Raw genomic sequence first — 22,337 nt, 5'->3', positions numbered from 1 at the left:
TCAGCGCACCCCGCTGTCGATGAGGGCCTGGGTGGCGGCGCGCACCACGGCCTCCGTCTCCGGGGTGAGCGGCTGCCGGGGCGGGCGGCACGCGCCGCCGCGCCGGCCGGTCATCTCCTGGCCGAGCTTGATGGCCTGGATGAACTCCGTCCTGCTGTCCCACCTGAGCACCGGGTGCAGTTGGCGGTAGAGCGGCAGGGCCGTGTGGAGGTCGCCCGCGACCGACGCGTTGTAGAGGGCGAGGCAGGCCTCGGGGAAGACCTGCGGGTAGCCGGCGACCCAGCCCTTGGCGCCGGCGAGGGCGACCTCCAGCACGGTGTCGTCGGTGCCGATCACGAGATCCAGACCGGGGGCGAGTTCGGCGATCTCGTAGCAGCGCCGGACGTCGCCGGAGAACTCCTTGACGCCCACGATGAATCCCTCGGCGTGCAGCTTGGCCAGCAGCTCCGGGCGCAGGTCGACCTTGGTGTCGATGGGGTTGTTGTACGCGGTGACGGGGAGGCCGACGGAGGCCACCATCTCGAAGTGCTCCAGGAGCGCGCGGTCGTCGGCGCGGTAGGCGTTGGGCGGCAGGCACATGACGGCGTGGCAGCCCGCGTCCTTGGCGAACTGGGCGTGGCGCCTGGCCTCCACTCCGCCGTAGGCGCCGACGCCCGGCATGACGGTGAAGCCCTCGGGGGCGTTCGCGACGGCCGTCTCGACGACGCGGTCGCGTTCCTCGGTGGTCAGGGTCTGGTACTCGCCCAGCGAGCCGCTCGGCGCGACGCCGTGCAGCCCCCGCTCGGCGAGCCAGGCGACGCTCTCGCCGTAGGCGCCGAAGTCGACCGCGAGGTCGGCGTCGAAGGGGAGGCTGGTGGCGACGATGACGCCGTGCCAGGGCTTGCGGGTGCCGGTCATGGATGCTCCTTGTCCGTTGCTGCTGATTCTCACTGCTCTTCCATTTCGTCGAGGCCTGCGAGCGCACCGAGCGTGACGGGCGTCGCGACCAGCCGTTCGGCGGGCACATAGGGCCGGCCGCGGGCAGCGAGGCAGTGCACCGCCGGTCCGCACATCCGCCCCTGGCACCAGCCCATGCCGGCCCGGGTGAGCTGCTTGACCTGCCGGTGGTCCGGCGCCCCGCCGTCGGCGCAGGCGGCCCGGACGGCGCCCGCGGTCACCTCCTCGCAGCGGCACACCACGGTCTCGTCGGTCAGCCACTCGGACCAGGCCGCGGGGAGGGGGTGGGCGAGGGCCATCGCCCGGGCGAAGGCGCGCTGCCTGGCCACGGTGGTGCGGGCGGCGGCCAGGCGTTCTGCCCGCACCGCCGGATCGCCCGGTACGGGAGCGGCTCCCGCGTCGGCGAGTACCGACTCGGCGGCGAGGCGGCCCTCGGCCACCGCCAGCGGTGCTCCGCCCACACCGCACACCTCGCCCGCGGCGTAGAGGCCGGGGACGGTGGTGCGCTGCCCGTCGTCCACGGCGACGACCGCGTTGCCGTCCTCGGCGGCGGTGAGTTCGCAGCCGAGGGGGACGAGCAGGTCCAGTTGGGGCGCGAACCCCCAGCCGACGCCGACGGCGTCGACCTCGACCCGGCGTTCGGTGCCCGGGCGCGGGCTGCCGTCGGCCGCCAGCGAGGCGATCCGGACCGCTGTCACCCGGTCGTCACCCTCGGCGCGGACGATCGCCGTGCGCGGGCGGACGCGGACCCGGTGGCGCGCGAGCGCGAGGGCGTACCCGGCGCCTTCGGCCCACTTGCCCGGGTTGCGCAAGAGCGGACCCGGGTGCCGCAGCCATGCGAGGGGGCTCGCCGCCTCGCACACCGCGACCACCTCGGCCCCTCGGGCCGCCAGACCGGCGGCCACCGGCAGCAGGAACGGGCCGGTACCGCCCAGCGCCACCCGGCCGCCGGCCGTGACGCCGCCGCCCTTGAGCAGCGCCTGCAGACCGCCGATGGTGAGCACGCCGGGCAGGTCCCAGCCGGGGAAGGGCAGTTGACGGTCGTAGGCTCCGGTCGCCACGAGGAGCCTCGGCGCGCGCAGCACCACCAGGGTCTCGGCGGGCGCCTCGCGACGGTCGGCCGCGTGGACCGCGAATCCGCCGTCCTCGCGGACGGCGGACCACACGTGGTGCGCCGTGCGCAGGTCGAGCCGTCCCGCAGTGCGGGCCGCGGACAGGGCGTCGGCGAGGGCGCGGTACTCGCGCAGCCGGTGGTGCAGGTCATCGGTGCGGATCGCCGCTCGGGCGTGCTCCGGGGGGTGCCGCCAGTACTGGCCGCCGACGGTCGTGCCGGAGTCCACCAGCACGACACGCAGCCCGCCGGCCAGGGCCGCGGCCGCCGCGGACAGACCGGCCGGACCCGCGCCCACCACGATGAGGTCACCCTGCTCACTCATGGTCGCCCTCCTCGGTCGTGTCGGTCGTGACGGTCGTGACGGTCGTGGTGGTCCCGGCGGTCTCGCCGGTCGTGACGGTCTCGCCGGTCGTGACGTTCATTCCCTGGCGTGCCGGTACCAGGCAGGCGCGCCGGCCGCCGGCTCCGTCGATCGTCACCAGGCAGTCGAAGCAGACGCCGATGCCGCAGAAGACGCCCCGCGGGCGGTGCCGGACGCGGGTGGTGCGCCAGGCGACCCGGCCGGCGGCCACGAGGGCCGCGGCGACGGTCTGTCCCTCGACGAAGGGCACCGGCCGGCCGTCGATGATGAACTCGTTCACTCCGAGGCACCTTTCGAGGTGAGGAAGCGGTCCGGCAGGAGACCGGTGTGGGCCGCCGGGTCGGCGCCGCGCCAGGGACGGCCGAGGAGGTGGGCCGTCACCAGCGCGCCGGTCCCCGGTGCCAGACCGATGCCCGCCCCCTCGTGGCCGCACGCGTGGAAGACCCCCGGGACCCGCGGGTCGGGGCCGACGACCGGCAGGTGGTCGGGGCAGTACGGCCGGAAGCCGCGGTAGGCGCGGATCAGGTGGACGTCGCGCAGGAAGGGGAACAGCCGGCACGCCTGCGCGGCGAGCCGGGCGACCACCGCGGGGTTCATCGTCGTGTCGAAGCCGACGCGCTCGCGGCTGGCGCCGATGAGGACGGTGCCCCCGCGCGTGCCCTCGACCACGCAGGACGTCTCCAGGCCCGCGTCGGACGAGGCGACGTTGGCGACGTAGTCGGCCGAGTAGACCTTGTGCCGGACCATCGGCGGCAGGGGTTCGGTCACGAGGACGAAGCCGCGGCGCGGCAGCACCTCGACCGGTGCGCCGAGGCGGCGGCCGACCTCGCCGCCCCAGGTCCCGGCCGCGTTGACGACGGCGTCGGCGGGCAGGACGCCGCCCGCCGCCGTGCGGACGCCGGTGATCCGGCCGTCCGGGCCGGTCACCCCGGCGGCGACCTCACCGTTGCGGAAACGCGCGCCGTGCCGCACCGCGGCGCGCAGCAGGGCGGCGGCCGCGAGGACCGGCTGCACCTGGGCGTCCTGCGGGTAGAGGACTCCGCCGGGGACGCCGGGGGCCAGGTGGGGTTCGAGATCGTGGACGCGGTCGACCGGCTCGGCGCGGACACCGGCCGCCTCCTGCCGGGCGGCGAAGGCGCGCAGCTCCGCGAGGCCTTCGGCCGTGCTCGCCACGACGAGGCCGCCCTTGGGTTCGAACTCCAGGGTGTCCGGCCCGAGTTCGCCGGCGGCCTCGTCCCACAGGGCGCGGCTCAGCCGGGCCAGGTCGAGCTCGGGGCCCGGTTCCTTGTCGGAGAGCAGGACATTGCCCTCCCCACGGCTCGTCGTCCCGCCGCCCACGGGCCCGCGGTCGACGACCGTGACGTCCATGCCGGCCGAGGCGGCGTGGAAGGCGCACGCGGCGCCGACGACGCCCGCGCCCACGACGACGACCTTCTGGGTCACCAGCCCCTCCTCGCACTGTGCAATGTCACATGCCATTGCCTAGGCTATACACCTGATCGCCGGAAGACAACGACAACGATGAGAAGGACGAGAGGGATGAGGCGGATGGAGCATGTGGAGCTGACCGGGAACTCGATCGTGGCCGGCCGTGACGTTCCCGGGGAGGGCCCCGCCTGGCGAGGTGCCGTGGCCGCGACGGGGGAAACACGGGGCCCGTGGCTGCGGGACGCCTCACCGGAGCAGGTCGCGGAGGCGGCCCGGTCGGCCGCCGCGGCCGCGCGGGAGTTCCGCGCCCTGCCCGCACACCGGCGGGCCGCCTTCCTCGACGCCTGCGCGGAGGAGATCGAGGCGCTCGGCGAGGACCTCCTCGAACTCGCGTCGGCCGAGTCCGGGCTGCCGAGGGCCCGCCTGACCGGTGAACGCGCGCGCACCTGCGGACAGTTGCGCATGTTCGCCGCCCTGGTGCGCGGCGGGGACGCGCTCGGCGTCCGCGTCGATTCCGCGCTCCCCGGGCGTCGGCCCCTCCCCCGGCCCGACCTGCGCCTGCGCAGAATCCCGGTCGGTCCGGTCGCCGTGTTCGGCGCGAGCAACTTCCCGCTCGCCTTCTCCGTCGCCGGCGGGGACACCGCGTCCGCCCTCGCCGCGGGCTGTCCGGTCGTCGCCAAGGCACACCCGGCCCATCCGGGCACCTGCGAGCTGGTGGCCCGGGCCGTCACCGCGGCCGCCGGGCGCACCGCAATGCCCGCCGGTGTCTTCTCGCTGCTGGTCGGCCGCGGCACCGAAGTCGGCCAGGCGCTGGTGCGCGACCCGCGGATCACGGCCGTGGGGTTCACCGGCTCGAGGGCCGGCGGGCTCGCGCTGGTCGAGGCCGCGAACGCCCGGCCCGTGCCCATCCCGGTGTACGCGGAGATGTCGTCGGTCAACCCCGTGATCGTGCTCGAGGGCGCGCTGGCCGATCCCCCGGCGCTCGCCGCCGCGTACGTGGCGTCGCTGACCAGCGGCGCGGGCCAGTTCTGCACGAACCCGGGCCTCCTGCTGCTCCCTGCGGGCGAGGCGGGCGACGCCTTCCGCGCGGCCGTGGCCGAGGCGGTGGCCGGTACGGCGGGACAGGTCATGCTCACCCCGGGCACCGCCGGGGCGTACGCCGAGGGCTGGGGCCGGTGGGCGGCCGTCGACGGGGTCCGCGTGGTGGCGCGGGGGGTACCCGGCGAGAGCCCGTACGCGCCGGGCCCCGTCGTCCTCGAATGCGACGCGGCGGCCTACGCGGCCCACGGCGACCTCGCCGGTGAGGTCTTCGGCGCCGCCGGGCTCGTCGTGCGCTGGTCCGGGACCGAGGAGCTGCTCGCCCTGCTGGAGGGCATCGAGGGACAGTTGACGGCCACCCTGCACGGCACCGGCGCCGACCTGGCGACCGCCGCGCGGCTCCTGCCGGTGCTGGAGGAGCGGGCGGGGCGCATCCTGTGGGGCGGCTGGCCGACCGGGGTCGAGGTCTGCCACGCGATGGTGCACGGCGGCCCCTGGCCCGCGACGTCCGCTCCCGCCACGACCAGCGTCGGCACCCTGGCCGTGGACCGCTGGCTCCGGCCGGTCTGCTACCAGTCCTTCCCGGACGCCCTGCTGCCCGGGGAACTGCGCGCCGCCGGCCCGCTGGGCGTCCCCCGGCTCGTCGACGGCAAACTCGAGCCGGGCGCCGCCACGGACGATCACCGGGACGGTGTGCCACCGCGGTCGGCCTCCGGGCGGGTGGGCGCGTAGTGTGGCAGGGCAGGGCGACATGCTGAGGGCGTCCGACGGTGCCGGGAGGAAGCTCCGTGGTGCACAACCCGTGGCAGAGGCGCGGGCGGGACCAGGTCCGGGACAGCCTGGCCGTGCGGCCGCCGCGGCGCGCGCTGGACCGGCACCGGCTGCGGCACCTGCTGGACGCGGTCGGGGCGGTCGGCGCCGACATGGACACCCGTACGGTGCTGCGTCGGATCGTGGAGGCGGCCGCCGACCTGGTCGCCGCGCGCTACGGGGCACTGGGGGTGCTCTCGGAGACCGGCGAGGTCGTCGACCTGATGACCGTGGGCATCGACGACCCGGACATGTGCGCCGCCATGGGCCTGCCGCAGGGCCACGGCCTGCTGCACACGATGGTCGACGACCGGACGCCGCTGCGGGTGGCGGACGTGGCCGGGCATCCGCGCAGCGCCGGCTTCCCGCCCGGGCATCCGGTCATGAAGACCCTGATGGGTGTTCCGCTCATGGTGCGCGGCACCGTCTACGGCGACCTCTACGTCGCCGACAAGTTCGACGGCACCGCCTTCGACGACGATGACGAGGGCCTGCTGACGGCTCTGGCCGGCGCGGCGGGCGTCAGCCTGGAGAACGCCCGCCTGTACGAGCACCTCAAACGCGCCGCCGAGAACTTCCAGCGCCGTATGCTGCCCGTCCTTCCCGACCTCGCGCCGCTCGAGGCCGCGGCCCGCTACGAACCGGCCTCCGAACTGCCCAGGCTGGGCGGGGACTGGTACGACGCCGTGGTCCTGCCCGACGGCGCGACCTGCGTGGTGGTGGGCGACGTGACCGGGCACAACGTGGAGGCCGCACCGCTCATGGGCCAGATCCGCAACATGCTGCGGGCGCTCGCCTTCGACCGGGACGAGCCGCCCGGCCAGGTCATGGCCAGGCTGGACCGCGCCCTGACGATGTTCGACGACCCGCCCACGGCCACCCTGGTGCTCGGGCGTGTCGAGCGGGGCCGTGGAGAGGGCGGCCGCGGGGAGGCCGCCCGTGGAGAGGGCGCCCGCGTAGTGAGCGGGCCGTACACGTTCCGATGGAGCAACGCCGGGCACCTGCCGCCGCTGCTGGTCGGCGCGGACGGCCGCACGCGCTACCTGGCGCCCGCGCAGCACGGCATCCCGGTGGGCATCGACGCGTCGGTCTCCCGGTTCAGTCACGAACACCCTCTCCCGCCCGGCAGCACCCTGCTGCTGTTCACCGACGGGCTGGTCGAGCGCCGGGGCCAGGACATCGACACCGGTCTCGACGACCTGGCCCGACAGGCGGCCCGCCTGGCCACGGCCCCGCTGGACGAACTGTGCGACACGTTGATCAGCCGGAGCCGCCAGGTGTTCGACGACGATGTCGCCGTACTCGCCCTGCGCGTCCCCCGGTGACGGCCGGCCGCCCGCGAGGGTGGGCACCTCGGCGGAAGCGGTGGCCCCGGACAGTGTCCCCGGCGTGGGAGTGAGGCGGCAGGCGTGGTCGGTGCTCGTGAGCCGGTTCGGCCGGGGTTGCCCCCGGTACGGCCGGGGCTGCCGGAATCGGCGGGCTATGCGCTCAAGCGGGTGCTGCTGGGCCGCCCGCTGATCACCGAGCAGCTGCGGCGCGAGCGGCTGTCGAAGAAGGTCGCGCTCGGCGTGCTCTCACCGGACGCGATCTCCTCCTCGGCGTACGGCCCGGAGGAGGTGCTGCTGGCGCTGCTGCCCTACGCAGGGGCGGCGGCGTTCACCCTGGTGCTCCCGATCACCGGGGCGATCCTGGTGATCCTCGCCCTGGTCGCCGCCTCCTACCGGCAGGTGGTGACCGTCTACACCCGGGCCGGCGGCTCCTACGTGGTGGCACGGGAGAACTTCGGCCCGAAGACCGCCCAGGTCGCCGCGGCCGCGCTGCTGATCGACTACGTGGTGACCGTGGCCGTGCAGTCCTCGGCGGGCACGGTCGCGGTGGTCTCCGCGCTCCCCGTGTTCGGACCGTACAGTCTGGAGATCACCATCGGGGTGGTCGTGGCGCTGTGCCTGGCGAACCTGCGCGGTATCAGGGAGGCCGGAGGCCCGTTCGCGCTGCCCACCTACCTGTTCTCGGCCCTCGTGGGCCTGGTGATCGTCGTCGGGATCGTCAAGTGGGCCACCGTCGGACTGCCCGTCTACGACCCGGCCCATCTGCCCGGCACCGTGCCCGTGCACCAGGGTTCGGGTCTGGTGGAGGGTGCCACGGTGCTGGTGCTGCTGCGGGCCTTCGCCAACGGCGGGTCCTCGCTGACCGGCGTGGAGGCCATCTCCAACACCGTCTCCGCGCTGCGCAAGCCCGAAGGGCGCAACGCCCGCACCGTCCTGACCGTCATGGCCTGCGTCCTGGGATTCCTGATCGCCGGGGTGTCGCTGCTGGCGCACTTCACCCACGCCACCCCCTACACCGCCGGATACCCCTCGGTGCTCTCCCAGGAGGTCCGCGCGGTCTTCGGGTACGGCGCGACGGGACACGTCCTGTACGCGCTGGTGCAGGCCGCCACGGCGCTGATCCTCTACACCGGCGCCAACACCAGCTTCAACGGCTTCCCGTTCCTCGCCAGCTTCGTCGCCGAGGACCGCTTCCTGCCCCGGCAGCTGACCAAGCGCGGTCACCGCCTGGTGTTCTCCAACGGCATCATCACGCTCGCCGTACTGGCCGTGGCGCTGCTCGCGGTCACCGGAGGCACGGTCAACGCCCTGATCCCCTTCTACGCCATCGGCGTGTTCACCGGGTTCGCCATGGCCGGCTACGGCATGACCAGGCACCACCTCTCCCACCGTGAACCCGGCTGGCGGTACAGACTGGCCGTCAACTGCGCGGCGGGCGTCCTGTCCACCCTGGTCGTGGCGATCTTCGCCATCGCCAAGTTCACCGAGGGCGCCTGGCTGGTGGTCGTCGCCTTCCCGCTGCTGGTCGTGGTGCTGATCCGGGTCAACCACGAATACCGGGCCGAGGCCGCCATCCTCGAGGAGGTGCGCGGCAACCCGGTGAGGCAGACCAACTACTCCCGCCACCACGTCTACGTCCTCGTCAACGGCGTGGACCTCGCCGTCCTCGAAGCCCTGCGCTACGCGCACAGCCTGCGCCTGATGGACGCCGAGGCGGTGCACTTCATGCTGGACGCCGCCCACGCCCAGCGTCTGCGCGCCCGCTGGGACGAGCTGGGCATCACGGCCCCGCTGAAGATCGTGGACTGCCCCGACCGGCGCCTGGTCCACGCCGCCGCGCAGTTCATCCTCGAGGCCGCGGGGGAAGGCGGGAACACCGGCGTCACCGTACTGCTGCCGCGGCGCGGCTACTCGCCCCTGTCCGGGCGGCTGCTGCACGACCGCACCGCCGACCGCATCGCGCACGCCGTCAACCATCTCCCCCACGCCGTCGCCACCATCGTGCCCTACGACGTGCAGGCCCGGATCCGGCAGCGATTCCCCGAGCTGCCCGAGGAACGTCTCGCCCGCCGCCTGGAACGGCTGCGCGACCGCCTCGCCGGGGTGCCTCCCGAGCCCCTGACCGAGCACAACGCCCCGCACTCCGAACCGGACACCACCGCCATCGCCGCCGTGCGGCCGGGATGCCCGGTCACCGTGGACGGCAGACTGCACAGCCTCACCGACGAGGAGCGCGGCGACCGGCGGGTCCTGCTGGCCACCCTCACCGACAGCACCGGCAGCCTCGGCCTGGAGTGGCACGACGCCCACCCCGACCTCGCGGCCGGGCTGCTCCTGCGCCTGACCGGCCGCGCGCACACCCGCGCCGGCGACGGCGCGCTGGTCATGAGCGACCCCGCCTACAGCATCGTGAAGACCACCGGCGAAGACCAGGACACCCCCGGCGGCGACCAGGGATGAGGACGCTCCGCGCGGGCGGTCACTCCTTCTTCGCCAGCCATTCGGCCAGCACGGCGGCCTGGCTGTGGTCCACGTCCCGGGTGGCGGTCAGCAGCGTGAGCCTGTCGTGCGCGGCGATGTCCCGCAGATGACGCGCGGCCTGCCGGTGTCCGGCGTCGCGCAGTTCGGCCAGGTAGCGGCGGCGGAACTCGGTGAAACGGCTGGGCTCGTGGCCGTACCACTTGCGCAGATCGCTGGACGGGGCGACCTCGCGCAGCCACTCGTCCAGATGCGCATCGTCCTTGCGCACGCCGCGCGGCCAGACCCGGTCGACCAGGACCCGCTTGCCGTCGGCGGGAGTGGTCTCCTCGTAGATCCGCCGGTAGGTGATCCGCTTGGCCATGACGGCACCCTCCGAACCAGATCGGCCGCCCCGGCCGGGAGCCGGTGGACGGCTCGTAGCTCACCGCGTACGAGTGGTTCTGCCGCGTCCAGTCTATCGGCGAACCGCGCCCGGTCACCTGGCGACGAGGGTGCCCATGGCGCCGCGTTCGGCGTCTGCGAGGCGGTGCGTGGTGAAGGTGTAGGTGCCGGGCTGGGGAAGGGTGAACTCCACGAAACCGCCCTCGCCGGGCTGCAGGTCCAGTTCCTGGGCCGCGCCGTGGGCGGGGTCGCCGCGCTTCAGCTGGTAGGCGCCTTCCTTGAACACCGTGTCGAACTGGGCGCCGACGACATGGAAGGCGCTCGGCTCGTTGGGGCCGGCGTCGACCAGCCACAGCCGGACGCGCTTCCCGGCCGGCACGTCGATGGGGGCGTGGCGGTACTGGTCGGCGTAGCCGTTGAACACGACCAGGTCCGGGTCGGCCGCGAGCAGCTTCGACATGGCGGGCACACCGCCCTTCGGGCCGAGGTAGTACTCGGACTGCACCAGCACCTGCGAGGTGGCGGCCGGGGCCAAGGTCGGCGGATCGATGATCACCGCGCCGTACATGCCCATGGCGAGGTGCTGGATCATCGGTGCGGTGGCGCAGTGGTACAGCCAGGCTCCGGCATGGTCCGCGCGGAACTGATAGGTCAGTTCGCCGCCCGGCGGGATGTCCCGCATGGCCCGGTCCGGTGCGACCTGGCTCGCGTGGAAGTCGATGGAGTGCGGCATGTCTCCGTCGTTGATCACGCGCACGGTGAACAAATCCCCGACCCTGCCGTGCAGTACGGGGCCGGGCACGGTGCCGTTGTAGGTCCAGACCCGCTGCCGTACTCCCGGGGAGACCTCGACGGTGGCCTGCTCGACGTGCAGCGTCACGTGATGCTCGGTGCCACCGGTGACCGGGCGCAGAGTCGCGTCGTAGGGCCGCCGGGCCGGTGCCGGGGAGGACTGCCCGCCGCTCATGTCCATGCCGGGCACGGACGGATCCTGCGCGGTGGCCGCGGGCGGGGCGGTGGAGGTCGTGGTGCGGACGGTGAGGACCATGCCGGCCGCGCGGTGGCCCATGACCGTGCACCACGCCTGTTCGTCGTGGGTGACGGTGCCCAGGTCGACGGTCTGCCGTCCGCCGGGGGCCAGCATCCTGGTGCCGTGCTTGCCGTCGAGGAGGAGGTTGTGGTTCATCCCGCCGGCGTTGTGCACGGTCAGGGTCAGGTCCGTGCCCGGAGCGACGGTGATGGTGGAGGGGGTGACGCTGAACTCGTCCAGGGTGACGGCCACGGGGACGCCGGACTTCGCCGTCGCGGCCGGACCACTGGCCGCTCCGGTGGTCGTGTCGTTCGTGTGGCCGGGCCAGACGCCGGTGCCGGTGCCGATGAGGGCGAGCACGGCCAGGACGGCGATCACGGAGCCGAGGGCGAGGGTGGTGCGTCCGGCCGGGCGCGCGCGCCGGCCCGTCGCTCCGCCGGTGCCTGCGGTGTCGGCGGTGCCCGCGGTGTCGGCTCCGGTGGCGGTGGCCCGCCGGCGGACCGCGAGCAGGGAGGCGACGACGAGCGCCGGGAACGAGCCGGTCCCGATGAGGACGAGGGTCCACGCCAGGACGCGCGGCCCGCCCGTGGTGGGCACGGCCAGCAGGAGCACCCCGAGGTTGGTGAAGAGGGCGCGGGGCAGCCAGGCGTACTCCAGTACCTCGGTCATCCGGCGGTTGCCGGCGGGTCCGCCGCCGACCGTGACGGGGAGGAGAAAGGTCAGCGCGCCGGTCAGGATCTGGGCGATCACGCCGATGCCCAGCATGGGCACCAGCAGCCGCCCGAGCAGTTCGGCGGCCGTCGTGCCGCCCAGGGCCAGGCCCACGACGTCGACGGCCAGGGCACTCAGCAGCCAGCCGGTGCCGGCCAGGAGCGCCACGGGGGCGGCCGTGCGCGGCGGCTTGGCCCGCATCTCGGCGACGACGGGCCGCAGTGAGTGCACGACACCGGCGGCGTAGCCGGCCATGCCGGCCGCGGCCGTCCAGTGCGCCCAGGTGAACGACCCGGACAGGAGCGCGCCGGTGACCGCGACCGCCAGACCGGCGACGACGACCGCAAGGACCTGCCGGGCGCAGCGCGGCGCGGTGTCGGCCATGCGGGTGCGCAGGACGGCGGGCCAGAGCATGAACAGGGTGCCGACCACGACCAGGCCGAGCCAGCCCAGCAGGTTCAGGTGGGCATGCGCGAGAACGAGCGCCCGCTCCCAGCGGGCCGAGGCCGCCGTACCGCCGGCCAGGAGGCCGCCCAGGGTCACGCCGACGACGAGCGCGGTGCCGGCGACGACGTAGTACCACACCACGATCCGCAGCCGCCCGGACAGGCTCGCGGCCCGCGCCATGGCGACCAGGCCGGCCGTGTGCGCGATCACCGCGGCGGCCACCAGGACCGCGCCGGTCACGGCCAGCCACGGAAGTCCCGTCGACATGCCGGTCAGGACGGCGACCGCACCGAGGTTGAAGCCGGACAGCCGGACGTGGGCAGGTCGTTCGGATCCCGGTCGCGCGTGCAGCAGCGCCTGGGCGAAGTGCCGGCTGTAGACGAACACGGCGTTGCTCGCCGCGCCGAGCACCAGCAGGTGCAGCGCGAGCCATTGCGGCACGGCCACCAGGCGGTGCGCGGCGACGACACAGACCGCGGCCACGAGGTAGGCGGCGATCAGGCCCGCGGCCACGGCGTGCCGGCGGCGCCGGGACGAGCCGCCCTCGGTCAGCGGCGGGCGCCGGTAGCTCGGCACCGCTTCCGGTCCATGCTCAGTCAACCCGCTCAACCACCTGCTGTTTGTTTTCACAATGCTCATAGTAGAAACTATGTCGGGCTGTCCCGCGCAAGGGACGTTCGACCCGAAGGTCTACAAGTCCCGCTGGTTCCGCCAGTTCTGCCGATGGAGTTGTTTTTATGGACGCTGATCGCAGGTTCGCGATGGCGCCGTTCGCCGCGCCCGGGATCGCGTGCGTGGTGGCCGGAGGTCTCGTCGCCGCCGCCACGGCCCCGGCGCCGTCGACGCACGGGTCCTGGGCGGCCGCGTATCTGGTGCTGGTGGCCGGTGTCGCGCAGGTCGCCCTCGGCTGGGGTCAGGCCGCGCTCGCACCCCGTCCGCCGGCGCGCGGTCGCGTGCTCGCGCAGGCCGGCACGTGGAACCTGGGCAACGCCGCCGTACTGATCGGCACGCTGACCGGCGTACTGACCCTGGTGGACCTGGGCGGGGTGGTCCTGGTGGCCGGCCTGGCGCTGCTGGCCGACGCGGTCCGGGGCGGTGTCCGGCACGGCGCGCAGTCGCGGCGGTGGCAGTTGTACGGCTTCCGGCTGCTGGTGGTCGTGCTGCTGGTGAGCGTCCCGACCGGGCTGGTACTCGCCCGGATCGGGCCCAACTGACCGCCGGGGCGGCCTCGTACGCCTCTCTGGCCGGTGTCAGGACCGGAGCGCCTCGCACACCCATCCGGCGGGGGTGCGCCCCGCCTCGAGCAGTTCCCGCAGTTCGCTCCTGGCGGCCGGGCTCAGCACCCGCTCGGTCTGCGGGTAGAGGATCTGCTCCTCCTTGGGGTTGTGGGCCTCCAGTTGCTCCTGGAGGTCATGCAGAAGGCCGGGGACCGACGCCCCGACGGCTCCGTCGCGCAGCTCGTCGTCGAGCGCGTCCAGGATCTTCCACATCTCCCCGTGCTCGCGCACCATCACGAACACGGGCATGACCAGTCCCGCCGCCCGCAGGGGCGGGAAGAGGAACTCCTCCTCCAGGTAGATGTGCCGGCGCAGGGCCGCCACCGCGCGGGTGAGCGGCCCCGGGTCGGGGGCGACGCCGGTGAGAGCGGCGGTGAACGTTTCGATGCCCCCGTCGATCTCGTGATGCTCGCGCTCCAGCGCCTCGGCCACTGTCTCGATGCCCATCGGGCCCTCCTCGGTCTTCAACTGACACCAACTGGATCGTTCTTGCCGCGCCGAGCCCTGATCGCGGTGCCCGCGGTCAGGGCCAGGAACAGCAGGACGGCCACCTCGTTCGCCACGCCGCCGGCCTGCCAGGCAGCCGTGCCGCCCATGGCGTCGCCACCGACGAGCCGCAGCACGAGCGAGGCGTGCAGCAGTCCGAGCGGCAGGTAGGCGACCGGGTGGTACGGCAGCCGCACCCGCAGCACCGCGGGCACGATGACCTGGGCGTGCGCGAAGACCATGGAGAAGACGAAGCCGAGGAACACGGCGTGCAGCATGGCGTCGTAGGCGTGGCCGTCGGTCTGCCGGCCGAACACCGACCACAGCAGGCCCGCGACGGCCAGCCACACATATCCGGTGGCGAGCGCGACGGCCATGTACCGGGTGACCCCGCGCATCCGGATGGTCCGGCGCACGATGTCGTACGCGGCCAGCCAGCAGGCGAGAAGGAGCAGGCCCGCTCCCGCCACCCGTACACCGATCGCCGGCGCCGCGACCGAGCCGCCGAGGCCGGCCAGCAGCACCGCCACCGTGCCGGTGAAGAGCGCGCGGCCGCGCGCGGTGAGCGCGACCAGACGGGACAGCTCCAGGCGTTCACCGGCGATGGTGAGGACCAGGAACCCGGCCAGCCACGGCACGAGTACGCCGAGGTCCCGGCCGGCCGGCCAGAGCATCCCGGCCACGCACCAGCAGGCCGCGCCGGCGGCCTGGACGGCGTTGTGCAGGGAGGGCTGGATGCGGTGCAGTTCGGCGAAGACCGCCAGCAGCCCGAACCCGGCGACAGCGATGAGCAGTTGGCCGGTGGAGGCCGGCAGCCCGGCGATCAGCCACAGCGAGCCGGTGCCGCAGGCGGCCGGGGCCAGCCATGCCCACCCCTGCCGCAGTGCGACGGCACGCTCCACAGCGATGAGCGTGCCGAGGAACCCCAATGGCATCAGCACGCCGTGCAGTTCGGCGAGGTCCGTGTGACCGGCGGGCACGCGCAGGCCCAGGCGCAGCAGCCCCGCCCAGAGTCCGGCCAGCAGCGACACCGCGCCGAGTGCCATGACGGGCGGCGCCCAGACCGACCGTCCCGAGGGGCGGGCCGGCGGGCGCACCGGGTGCGCCGGGGCCGTCTGGGCCGCTCGGGTCACCGGAACCACCCGAGCGCCCGCTTGGCCTCGTCGGTCATCATCCGAGGCTCCCACTGCGGTTCCCACACCAGGTCCACCAACACCTGGGGCGCGCCGGGCAGTTGCGCCAGGCAGCGGTTGACCTCGTCGTCCAGGTACGCGTGCAGCGGGCAACCGGGGGTGGTGAGCGTCATGCGCACCACCACCGCGTCGGCGCCGATGTCGACGCCGTACACCAGTCCGAGGTTGACGATGTCCACGCCCAGCTCGGGGTCGATCACGTCGCCCAGCAGGTCGAGCACCAGATCGTCGGTCACCGGCCCGGCGGCCATCGCCGCCACATCGAGCGGCTTGCCCTGGCGTGTCATGACGCCTCCCTTCGCAGGTGGCGAGCACCACCCGGGCCCATTTTTAACGAGTGATATTGTAAAAACAAGTCGGAGCCGAGCCCAGGCCGAACCGAGACAGGCCGAACCGAGACAGGGCTGATCCGAGACAGGAGAAGACCATGACCACAGCCAGCACCGAATTGGACGTCCGCGAGGAGATTCCCGCGCGCCGGCACGAGCTCATCTTCGCCACCTACGGCGCGCTCGCCCCCGGTGAGCACTTCGTCCTGGTCAACGACCACGACCCGAAGCCGCTGTACTACCAGTTCGCCGCCGAGCACGCCGACCAGTTCACGTGGCAGTACCTGGAGCAGGGCCCGGAGGTGTGGAAGGTCCGCATCGGACGCATCGCCGGCTGACCGGCCGGGTGGGAGAGCGGCCTCGTTCGGGGCCTGCCCACCGGGCGACCGGGCCGGCGCGGGGTGCGGGGCGGCCCGGTGCGCCGCGTTCAGCAGCCGGTGTCCGCGATGACGTAGTAGGCCGGGGAGGTCTCCTTCAGTGTGTGGGTGATGGCGATGGTGTAGAGGCCCAGGTTCTGGTCGGAGCCGTTGGCATAGGCGTAGCCGCCGCTCTGGTGGGCGCGGCCGGCGCGGACCTGGTTGTAGTTGTTGTCGGTGTAGCACCGGGGCGCGGCTCCGGTCGTCGTCGCCGTGACCTGTGCGGAGGGCGTTCCCTGGGCGCCGGAGGAGTCGACGGCCGCGACGGTGTAGCCGTAGGCGGTCCCGGCGGTGAGGCCGGTGTCGGTGTACGTGGTGCCGGTTGCGGAGCCGGCCTTCGCGCCGTCGCGGTAGACGGTGTACGAGGCCGCGCCGCTCACGGGGTTCCACGACAGGGAGGCCGCGTTGTCCGTGGTGCCGGTCACGGTCAGGCCGGACGGTGCGGGCAGTGAACCCGTGCCGCCACCCTGGCCGCCGGTGTCCAGGCCCCAGAACTTCGCCGTGTAGTAGCTGGAGCAGATGTGGTCCAGGTAGTAGGTGCCCGTGGCGCCGCACTGGTCGGGGCCCGGGCCGGGGTCCACGGCGAGGCCGTGCGCCATCCCTGAGACCGAGAACAGCGCCACCGCGGGCCTGCCGCCGCCGTCGTCGTAGTCGCTCTCGGTGGCGCCGCCGGGCAGGCCGCGGGTGCTGGAGGGCGTCTGGCCGATGCCCCACACGTCGGTCCACTGGTCGCGCAGCTCGCCGCCGTTGACCGGGGCCACGGTGGTGTCGGCGGAGCCCTGCCAGACCGCGACGCGGGGCCACGGTCCGGTGTACCCCGGGTAGGAGCCGCGCACCTTGTCGCCCCACTGCGCCGGGGTCAGCCTCTGGTCGTTGTACTGGCAGCCGGAGGCGGCCGCCTGGGTGGTGGCGCACTGCGCGGGGAGGCCGGAGTCGACGGACCCGCCGGCGAACACGTCCGGGTAGTCGGCGAGCAGGTCCGCGGCCATGCCGCCACCGGCGGACAGGCCGGTGACGTAGACGCGGCCGCGGTCGGAGCCGTACCGGGCCACGGCGCTGTCGACCATCTGTTTGACCGACGCCGCCTCGCCCTTGCCCCGGGTGTCCTTGGCCGAGTCGAACCAGCTGAAGCAGGACAGGCTGTTGTTGGCCGTGCCGGTCTGCGGGTAGACCACGGCGAACTTCCACTGGTCGGCGAACTTCTGCCAGCCGGAGTGGGCGTGGTAGTCGCTCGCCGACTGGGTGCACCCGTGCAGGGCGACGACCAGCGGGGCGTTGGCGGGGAGGCCCACGGGGACGTACTCGTACATCGTCAGGTTGCCGGGATTGGAGCCGAAGCCGGTCACCTGCTGCAAGGTGCCGGCCGCCGCCGCGGCCGGCGTGGACGGGGCGAGCGGGGTGACGGCGGTCAGGGCCGCGGCGAAGGCGCCGAGGGCGGCGGCCAGTGCGGTGCGCCGGAAGAAACCGCGCCGGATGGAGTGAGGCATGGGTGCGACTCCGCGGAGAGGTGGGGAGGGGGAGGCGGGAGGACGCGGCACGGCCTCGCCGCACCGTTCCGCCTCACCGGCATCCCTTCCGCACCGGTTGCTCGCGGCCGACGCGGCACCGGGCCGCGCCCGGCCCGCTGTCGTACGGCTTGCTCGAAGCGGACCGTACGACCGGTCGGCCCACCCCCGACATGTGAGCGGCACCCAGCAACCGACTCCCCGGCATGGCCGCCCGGCCCATGGCGCCGCGCGGGCAGGCGACGGCCGGGATCGCGCGGGAGTCAGGGCGTGGCTCGCCGCCGGCGACGATCCGCGGGCCCTGACGAGCGGCGGTTACTGGTACCACCGCCGGCTGCGGGAGCCGCACCGCCGTGCACGACACCGCGTTCCGGACCCGCCTGCCGCACGCACTGGCCGAGGAGACGGGCGCCGCACTCTGAGTGGCGCAACTGTCACTGTCATCAGGGCGGTGTTCTCCCGCCCCATTGTGTTGTGTCTTGCGCGGCCCTACTGTTCGAACTTGCCCGAGTCTGTTGGATGTTGATTGCTCAGCCGGTATGGAGGCGCAGTGCGGAGTGATCGGATGGGTTCAGAAGCCGCGAGACCCGCCCGCCGTCGGTGGTGGAGGGCGGTCCTCTCGTCCGCCGCGGCCATCGCCCTGACCGCGGGAATGACCACCGGCGCGGTCGCCGGCACGGCCGCGCCCGCCGCGGCACGGGGCGCCGGCGGTACGACGGCTCCCGCCGCCGGCCCGCGGGCGCACACGGTGAGCCTCGACGGCTACTCGTTCCTCGTCGACGGCAGGCGCACCTACCTGTGGTCCGGCGAGTTCCACTACTTCCGGCTGCCGAGCCCGGACCTGTGGCGCGACATCTTCCAGAAGATGAAGGCCGCCGGCTTCAACTCCACGTCCCTGTACTTCGACTGGGGATACCACTCGCCGAAGCCGGGTGTGTACGACTTCAGCGGGGTGCGTGACGTCGACAGGCTGCTCGACATGGCCGAGGAGGCCGGGCTCTACGTCATCGCGCGCCCGGCTCCGTACATCAACGCGGAGGTCGACAGCGGCGGCCTGCCCGGCTGGATGACCACCGAGGCCGGGCGCAACCGCAGTGACGACCCCCGGTTCCTCAAGTACGCGGACGAGTGGCTGACGCGGATCGACCGGATCGTCGCCCGCCACCAACTGACCAACGGCACCGGTTCGGTGATCGCCTACCAGGTCGAGAACGAGTACTACAACGGCTCGGACGCCGGCCGCTCGTACATGAAGCACCTGGAGGACAAGGCCCGCGCCGACGGCATCACCGTACCGCTGACCGGAAACAACAACGGCACCTTCAACTCCGGTACGGCGGCCCTGGACGTCGACGGCCCCGACTCCTACCCGCAGGGCTTCAACTGCTCGACGCCCTCGAAGTGGAACGGCGTCCCCGACATCAGCTACGACCACCCGGCCGGCAAGCCGCTGTACTCGCCCGAGTTCCAGGGCGGCGCCTTCGACCCGTGGGGCGGACCGGGCTACGACAAGTGCGCCCAGCTCATCAACGACCGGTTCGCCGACGTGTTCTACAAGCAGAACATCGCCGTCGGCGCGACCGCGCAGAGCTTCTACATGACCTACGGCGGCACCAACTGGGGCTGGCTGGGCATGCCGCAGAACTACACGTCGTACGACTACGGGGCCGCGATCCGCGAGAACCGCCGGCTCGATCCCAAGTACTACGAGGACAAGCTGATCGGGTACTTCACCCAGTCCGTGGCCCCGCTGACCAAGACCGAGGCGATCAGGGCCACGCCGCCGGACGACTCCGCGGTCGTCGACACCGCCCGGATGAACCCGGACACCAGGACGCAGTTCCACGTGCTGCGCCACGGCGACTCCACCTCCACGTCGGCCGACAGCACCCACATCTCGCTGGACTTCGACGCCCAGCCGTCCGCCGGCACCACCTACACCTGGGACGATCCCGACTCCGCGCTCCAGTACGCCGGTTCGTGGTCGCACGTGGCCGACCAGAGCTACACCGGCGGCGACTACAAGCACACCGAGTCCTTCTCCGACAAGGCCGGCGACTCGCTCACCGTCCCCTTCGACGGCACCGCGATCCGCTGGATCGGCTCCAAGACGGACAACCACGGTTTCGCGGACGTCTACCTCGACGGCGCCAAGGTGGCGACGGTCGACGACTCCGGCGGCGAGAACCAGGCGGTGATCTTCCAGAAGACCGGCCTGCCGGCCGGAGCGCACACCCTGAGGATCGTCGTGGCCGGACGCCACAGCTCCTCGTCCACGGACGACTTCGTGGCCGTCGACGCCATCGACGTGCCGACGGGCTCCGCCGCCACGGAAGCGACCTACCCGGTCGTACCCCAGCAGCCGGGCACCGCGATCACGCTCGACGGACGCGACTCGCACGTGATCGTGGCCAACTACCGGCTCGGGGACGCACAGTTGCAGTACTCCACGTCGGAGATCATGACCCACGCGGCCATCGGCGACCGTGATGTCGCCGTGCTCTACGGAGACCCCGGCAGCGACGGCGAGACCGTCCTGCGCTACGCCGCCAAGCCCACGGTGACTTCCAGCGGCGGCCCGGTCACGACCACCTGGGACCCGGCCACCGGCGACCTGCGGCTCGACTACACCCACGAGGGCCTGATCCGCGTCAGCATCAGCGGCGACGGCAAGCGCCCGCTGCTGCTGCTCGTCGGCGACAAGGCCACGGCCAGGACCTTCTGGCGCCAGGACACGGCGACCGGCCCGGTGCTCGTGCGCGGCACCCACCTGCTGCGCACGGCGACGAGCGGGGACGGCGGCCGCACCGTGGCACTCACCGGGGACAACGCCGACGACAAGAACATCGAGGTGTTCACCTCGGCCCGCCATGTCACCTGGAACGGACGGGCGTTGACCACCCACGCCACCGCGACGGGCAGCCTCACCGGGCAGATACCCGTCGCCGCCCCGGTCCGCCTGCCGGCCCTGACGAACTGGAAGCACGCCGAGGAGTCCCCCGAGGCGGCCCCCGCCTTCGACGACTCCAGCTGGCATGTGGCCGACAAGATGACCACCAACAGCGTCTCCGGCGTCAACTCGCTGCCGGTCCTCTACGCCGACGACTACGGCTTCCACACCGGCAACACCTGGTACCGCGGCCGCTTCCGCGCCACCGGCAAGGAGACCGGCGTCCACCTGGTCTCGGACTCCGGCGGCAAGGCGCAGGCATTCTCCGCATGGCTGAACGGCACCTTCCTGGGCAGCTCCACCACGGGCAGCGCCGACTTCACCTTCCCGGCCGGAACGGTGAAGTCCGGGTCGGACAACGTCATCTCCGTGCTCACCGTGAACATGGGCCACGAGGAGGACTACAACTCGGCCAACGGCAACAAGACCGCACGCGGCCTGACCAGCGCCTCCCTCGTCGGGGCGCCGCTGACCACCGTCACCTGGCGGCTGCAGGGCGTACGGGGCGGCGAAGACCCGCAGGACACGGTGCGCGGCCCGCTGTCGACGGGCGGCCTGTACGGCGAGCGGGCCGGCTGGTCCCTGCCGGGCTACCCGGACGCCGGCTGGAAGCCGGTCTCCCTGCCGACGGCCGACACCCGTCCCGGGGTCTCCTGGTACCGCACCGACGTCGCCCTGGACCTCCCGCACGGCCAGGACACCTCGCTCGGGCTGACGTTCACCGACGACCCCTCGCGCAAGTACCGGGCCACGATCTTCGTGAACGGCTGGCAGGTAGGCAACTACGTCAACTACCTCGGTCCGCAGCACACCTTCCCGGTCCCCAACGGCATCCTCGACCCCAACGGCCGCAACAGCGTCGCCATCGCCGTGTGGAACCTGGACGGCAGCACCGGCGGACTCGGCGAGGTCGCGCTCACCGACTACGGCAGCCACGCCTCGTCGCTGCGCGTCGCGCAGAACCGCAGTCCCCGCTACGACCGCGAGAAGTACGCGATGCCCAAGCGCCCCGGCGCGGACGTCTCCTTGAACGTGCCGGACACCGCTCAGCCGGCGCGGGTCTTCACGGCCGAGACGACGGTGCGGCTGCCGAAGGACGGACCGTCCGCGTCTGGGCTGGCGGTCTCCCTGTCGGCACCCGACGGCTGGAGCACGACGGCCACGAGTCCCGTGTCGCTCGAGCACCTGCGAGCCGGCGCGTCGGCCACCTTCACCTGGAAGGTGCGGCCGCCGGACGGCGAACTCCCCTCCGCCTCGGCGCTCACCACCACGGTGCACTACACGCAGAGGGGACGGCAGGCCGCCGCCGGCGACGAACGCATCGTCGGCGGGATCCCGCCGGCTCCCCCGGCCGGCCGGAGTGCCGTGAGCGACCTGCCGTTCCTGTCCTCCACCAACGGCTGGGGCCCGGTGGAGCGTGACACCAGCGTCGGCGAGCAGGCGTCCGGGGACGGCCGTCCCCTGCGAATCGCCGGTGTCACCCATGCCAAGGGCCTCGGCACCAACTCGGTCAGCGACGTCCAGCTCTACCTCGCCGGGAAGTGCTCCCGGCTCACGGCGGACGTCGGCGTCGACGACGAGACGGGCGGCGCGGGAAGCGTGACGTTCTCCGTGATCGCCGACGGCAGGACCCTGGTCACCACGCCGGTGATCCGGGGCAGACAGGCCGCGGTGCCGATCGACGTCGACCTGCGCGGAGCCGAGGTGGTCGACCTCAAGGTCGGGGACGCCGGCGACGGCAACGGAAACGACCACGGAGACTGGGCGACGCCGACCCTGACGTGCGGCTAGACCGGATCTCCGGCACGCACCCGTGCCGGCCCCGCCGTCGGCATCGCCGGCACCCCGGGAAGCAGGTGCGGCTCGCCGACGCCCTGCCGCGGTCCGGCCTGCGCGCTGCTGCTGGCGGTTCGGCAGGGCAGCCGTGTACAGCGCGGGATGAGGGCCGAGCGTGGGCACGGGTCCTGACGAGCGGCGGCGCGGGCGGCCCTCAGCGGGCCGTTCGTTCCGGGATTGCCGGGATGACCTTCTCGGCGATGTGGAGGAGGACGCTGTCGTCCGGCAGGGCGCCGGATTCGCTCCACACGGTGAAGTCGTAGGAGCCGCCCTTGTCCTT

Annotated in this window: 16 protein-coding genes and 1 pseudogene; 6 read left to right on the top strand and 11 right to left on the bottom strand. The window is 73.2% G+C overall.

The window, feature by feature from the left end; translation table 11 throughout:
* Genes IE249_RS24160 through IE249_RS24145 form a run of 4 tightly spaced genes read right to left on the bottom strand, consistent with a single transcriptional unit; the run spans nt 1 to nt 3,890 of the window.
* Nucleotides 1-897 carry a dihydrodipicolinate synthase family protein gene (locus tag IE249_RS24160; RefSeq protein ID WP_189707814.1) on the bottom strand — a complete coding sequence of 299 codons (897 nt, stop codon included), beginning with the start codon at nt 895-897 and terminating at the stop codon, nt 1-3.
* Between the two features lie 29 nt (nt 898-926).
* Nucleotides 927-2,372: an FAD/NAD(P)-dependent oxidoreductase gene (locus IE249_RS24155; protein ID WP_189707812.1), complete on the bottom strand. Its 1,446-nt coding sequence runs from the start codon at nt 2,370-2,372 to the stop codon at nt 927-929.
* Entirely contained in the window at nt 2,365-2,691 is a 327-nt protein-coding gene (locus tag IE249_RS24150; RefSeq protein WP_189707810.1) for a (2Fe-2S)-binding protein, read from the bottom strand. Before IE249_RS24150 ends, IE249_RS24155 begins: the two co-directional genes overlap by 8 nt.
* Nucleotides 2,688-3,890: an NAD(P)/FAD-dependent oxidoreductase gene (locus IE249_RS24145; RefSeq protein WP_189707808.1), complete on the bottom strand. Its 1,203-nt coding sequence runs from the start codon at nt 3,888-3,890 to the stop codon at nt 2,688-2,690. The genes IE249_RS24150 and IE249_RS24145 overlap by 4 nt, the downstream gene beginning before the upstream one ends.
* A gap of 60 nt (nt 3,891-3,950) precedes the next feature.
* Here IE249_RS24145 and IE249_RS24140 point away from each other — a divergent pair, with 60 nt between their 5' ends.
* The 3 genes from IE249_RS24140 to IE249_RS24130 all read left to right on the top strand — a co-directional run bounded on the left by IE249_RS24140 (nt 3,951) and on the right by IE249_RS24130 (nt 9,475).
* Nucleotides 3,951-5,609: an aldehyde dehydrogenase (NADP(+)) gene (locus tag IE249_RS24140; RefSeq protein ID WP_229859170.1), complete on the top strand. Its 1,659-nt coding sequence runs from the start codon at nt 3,951-3,953 to the stop codon at nt 5,607-5,609.
* A 56-nt stretch (nt 5,610-5,665) separates the two neighbouring features.
* Complete coding sequence (locus tag IE249_RS24135; protein ID WP_229859168.1) at nt 5,666-7,012, top strand: PP2C family protein-serine/threonine phosphatase; 1,347 nt, start codon at nt 5,666-5,668, stop codon at nt 7,010-7,012.
* 84 nt (nt 7,013-7,096) lie between these two features.
* A complete protein-coding gene (locus IE249_RS24130) occupies nt 7,097-9,475 on the top strand; it encodes an APC family permease (protein ID WP_229859167.1) in 2,379 nt (792 codons plus the stop codon).
* Nucleotides 9,476-9,494: 19 nt separating this feature from the next.
* Here the strand turns inward: IE249_RS24130 and IE249_RS24125 are convergent, their stop codons facing one another.
* Together IE249_RS24125 and IE249_RS24120 are read right to left on the bottom strand one after the other, a co-directional pair.
* Nucleotides 9,495-9,857 carry a DUF488 domain-containing protein gene (locus IE249_RS24125; protein ID WP_189707806.1) on the bottom strand — a complete coding sequence of 121 codons (363 nt, stop codon included), beginning with the start codon at nt 9,855-9,857 and terminating at the stop codon, nt 9,495-9,497.
* A gap of 114 nt (nt 9,858-9,971) precedes the next feature.
* The gene (locus tag IE249_RS24120; RefSeq protein ID WP_189707804.1) at nt 9,972-12,665 is read right to left on the bottom strand and encodes a multicopper oxidase domain-containing protein; all 2,694 of its coding nucleotides are present in this window, start codon (nt 12,663-12,665) and stop codon (nt 9,972-9,974) included.
* A 137-nt stretch (nt 12,666-12,802) separates the two neighbouring features.
* On the opposite strand from IE249_RS24120, the gene IE249_RS24115 reads away from it, so the two are divergent.
* Nucleotides 12,803-13,279 (top strand): hypothetical protein, encoded by a 477-nt coding sequence (locus tag IE249_RS24115; RefSeq protein ID WP_229859165.1) that lies wholly within the window; start codon nt 12,803-12,805, stop codon nt 13,277-13,279.
* Nucleotides 13,280-13,315: 36 nt separating this feature from the next.
* Here IE249_RS24115 and IE249_RS24110 read toward each other — a convergent pair whose 3' ends face one another.
* The 3 genes from IE249_RS24110 to IE249_RS24100 are packed head-to-tail and all read right to left on the bottom strand — an operon-like array spanning nt 13,316 to nt 15,308.
* On the bottom strand, nt 13,316-13,789 hold the full coding sequence (locus IE249_RS24110; RefSeq protein WP_189707802.1) for a hemerythrin domain-containing protein: 474 nt from the start codon (nt 13,787-13,789) through the stop codon (nt 13,316-13,318).
* Nucleotides 13,790-13,806: 17 nt separating this feature from the next.
* Nucleotides 13,807-14,961 (bottom strand): DUF8744 domain-containing protein, encoded by a 1,155-nt coding sequence (locus tag IE249_RS24105; RefSeq protein ID WP_229859163.1) that lies wholly within the window; start codon nt 14,959-14,961, stop codon nt 13,807-13,809.
* A complete protein-coding gene (locus IE249_RS24100; protein WP_229859161.1) occupies nt 14,958-15,308 on the bottom strand; it encodes a metal-sulfur cluster assembly factor in 351 nt (116 codons plus the stop codon). The genes IE249_RS24105 and IE249_RS24100 overlap by 4 nt, the downstream gene beginning before the upstream one ends.
* Nucleotides 15,309-15,448: 140 nt before the next feature.
* Between IE249_RS24100 and IE249_RS24095 the strand changes: the two genes are divergently transcribed.
* Nucleotides 15,449-15,688, top strand: coding sequence for a DUF2249 domain-containing protein (locus IE249_RS24095; RefSeq protein WP_189707800.1), 240 nt, complete (start codon nt 15,449-15,451; stop codon nt 15,686-15,688).
* Nucleotides 15,689-15,777: 89 nt separating this feature from the next.
* Here IE249_RS24095 and IE249_RS24090 read toward each other — a convergent pair whose 3' ends face one another.
* The gene (locus tag IE249_RS24090; RefSeq protein ID WP_189707798.1) at nt 15,778-17,253 is read right to left on the bottom strand and encodes an extracellular catalytic domain type 1 short-chain-length polyhydroxyalkanoate depolymerase; all 1,476 of its coding nucleotides are present in this window, start codon (nt 17,251-17,253) and stop codon (nt 15,778-15,780) included.
* 670 nt (nt 17,254-17,923) lie between these two features.
* On the opposite strand from IE249_RS24090, the gene IE249_RS24085 reads away from it, so the two are divergent.
* Nucleotides 17,924-22,012 carry a beta-galactosidase gene (locus IE249_RS24085; protein ID WP_373304436.1) on the top strand — a complete coding sequence of 1,363 codons (4,089 nt, stop codon included), beginning with the start codon at nt 17,924-17,926 and terminating at the stop codon, nt 22,010-22,012.
* Nucleotides 22,013-22,211: 199 nt separating this feature from the next.
* Here the strand turns inward: IE249_RS24085 and IE249_RS40290 are convergent.
* Nucleotides 22,212-22,337, bottom strand: a pseudogene (locus IE249_RS40290) (DUF6215 domain-containing protein); the annotation flags it as partial.

It is taken from the genome of Streptomyces anandii JCM 4720, from assembly GCF_014650655.1.
Taxonomy (GTDB): domain Bacteria; phylum Actinomycetota; class Actinomycetes; order Streptomycetales; family Streptomycetaceae; genus Streptomyces; species Streptomyces anandii.
The sequence above is the reverse complement of the archived record's forward strand: the minus strand, read 5'-3'. Positions and strand labels throughout refer to the sequence as shown.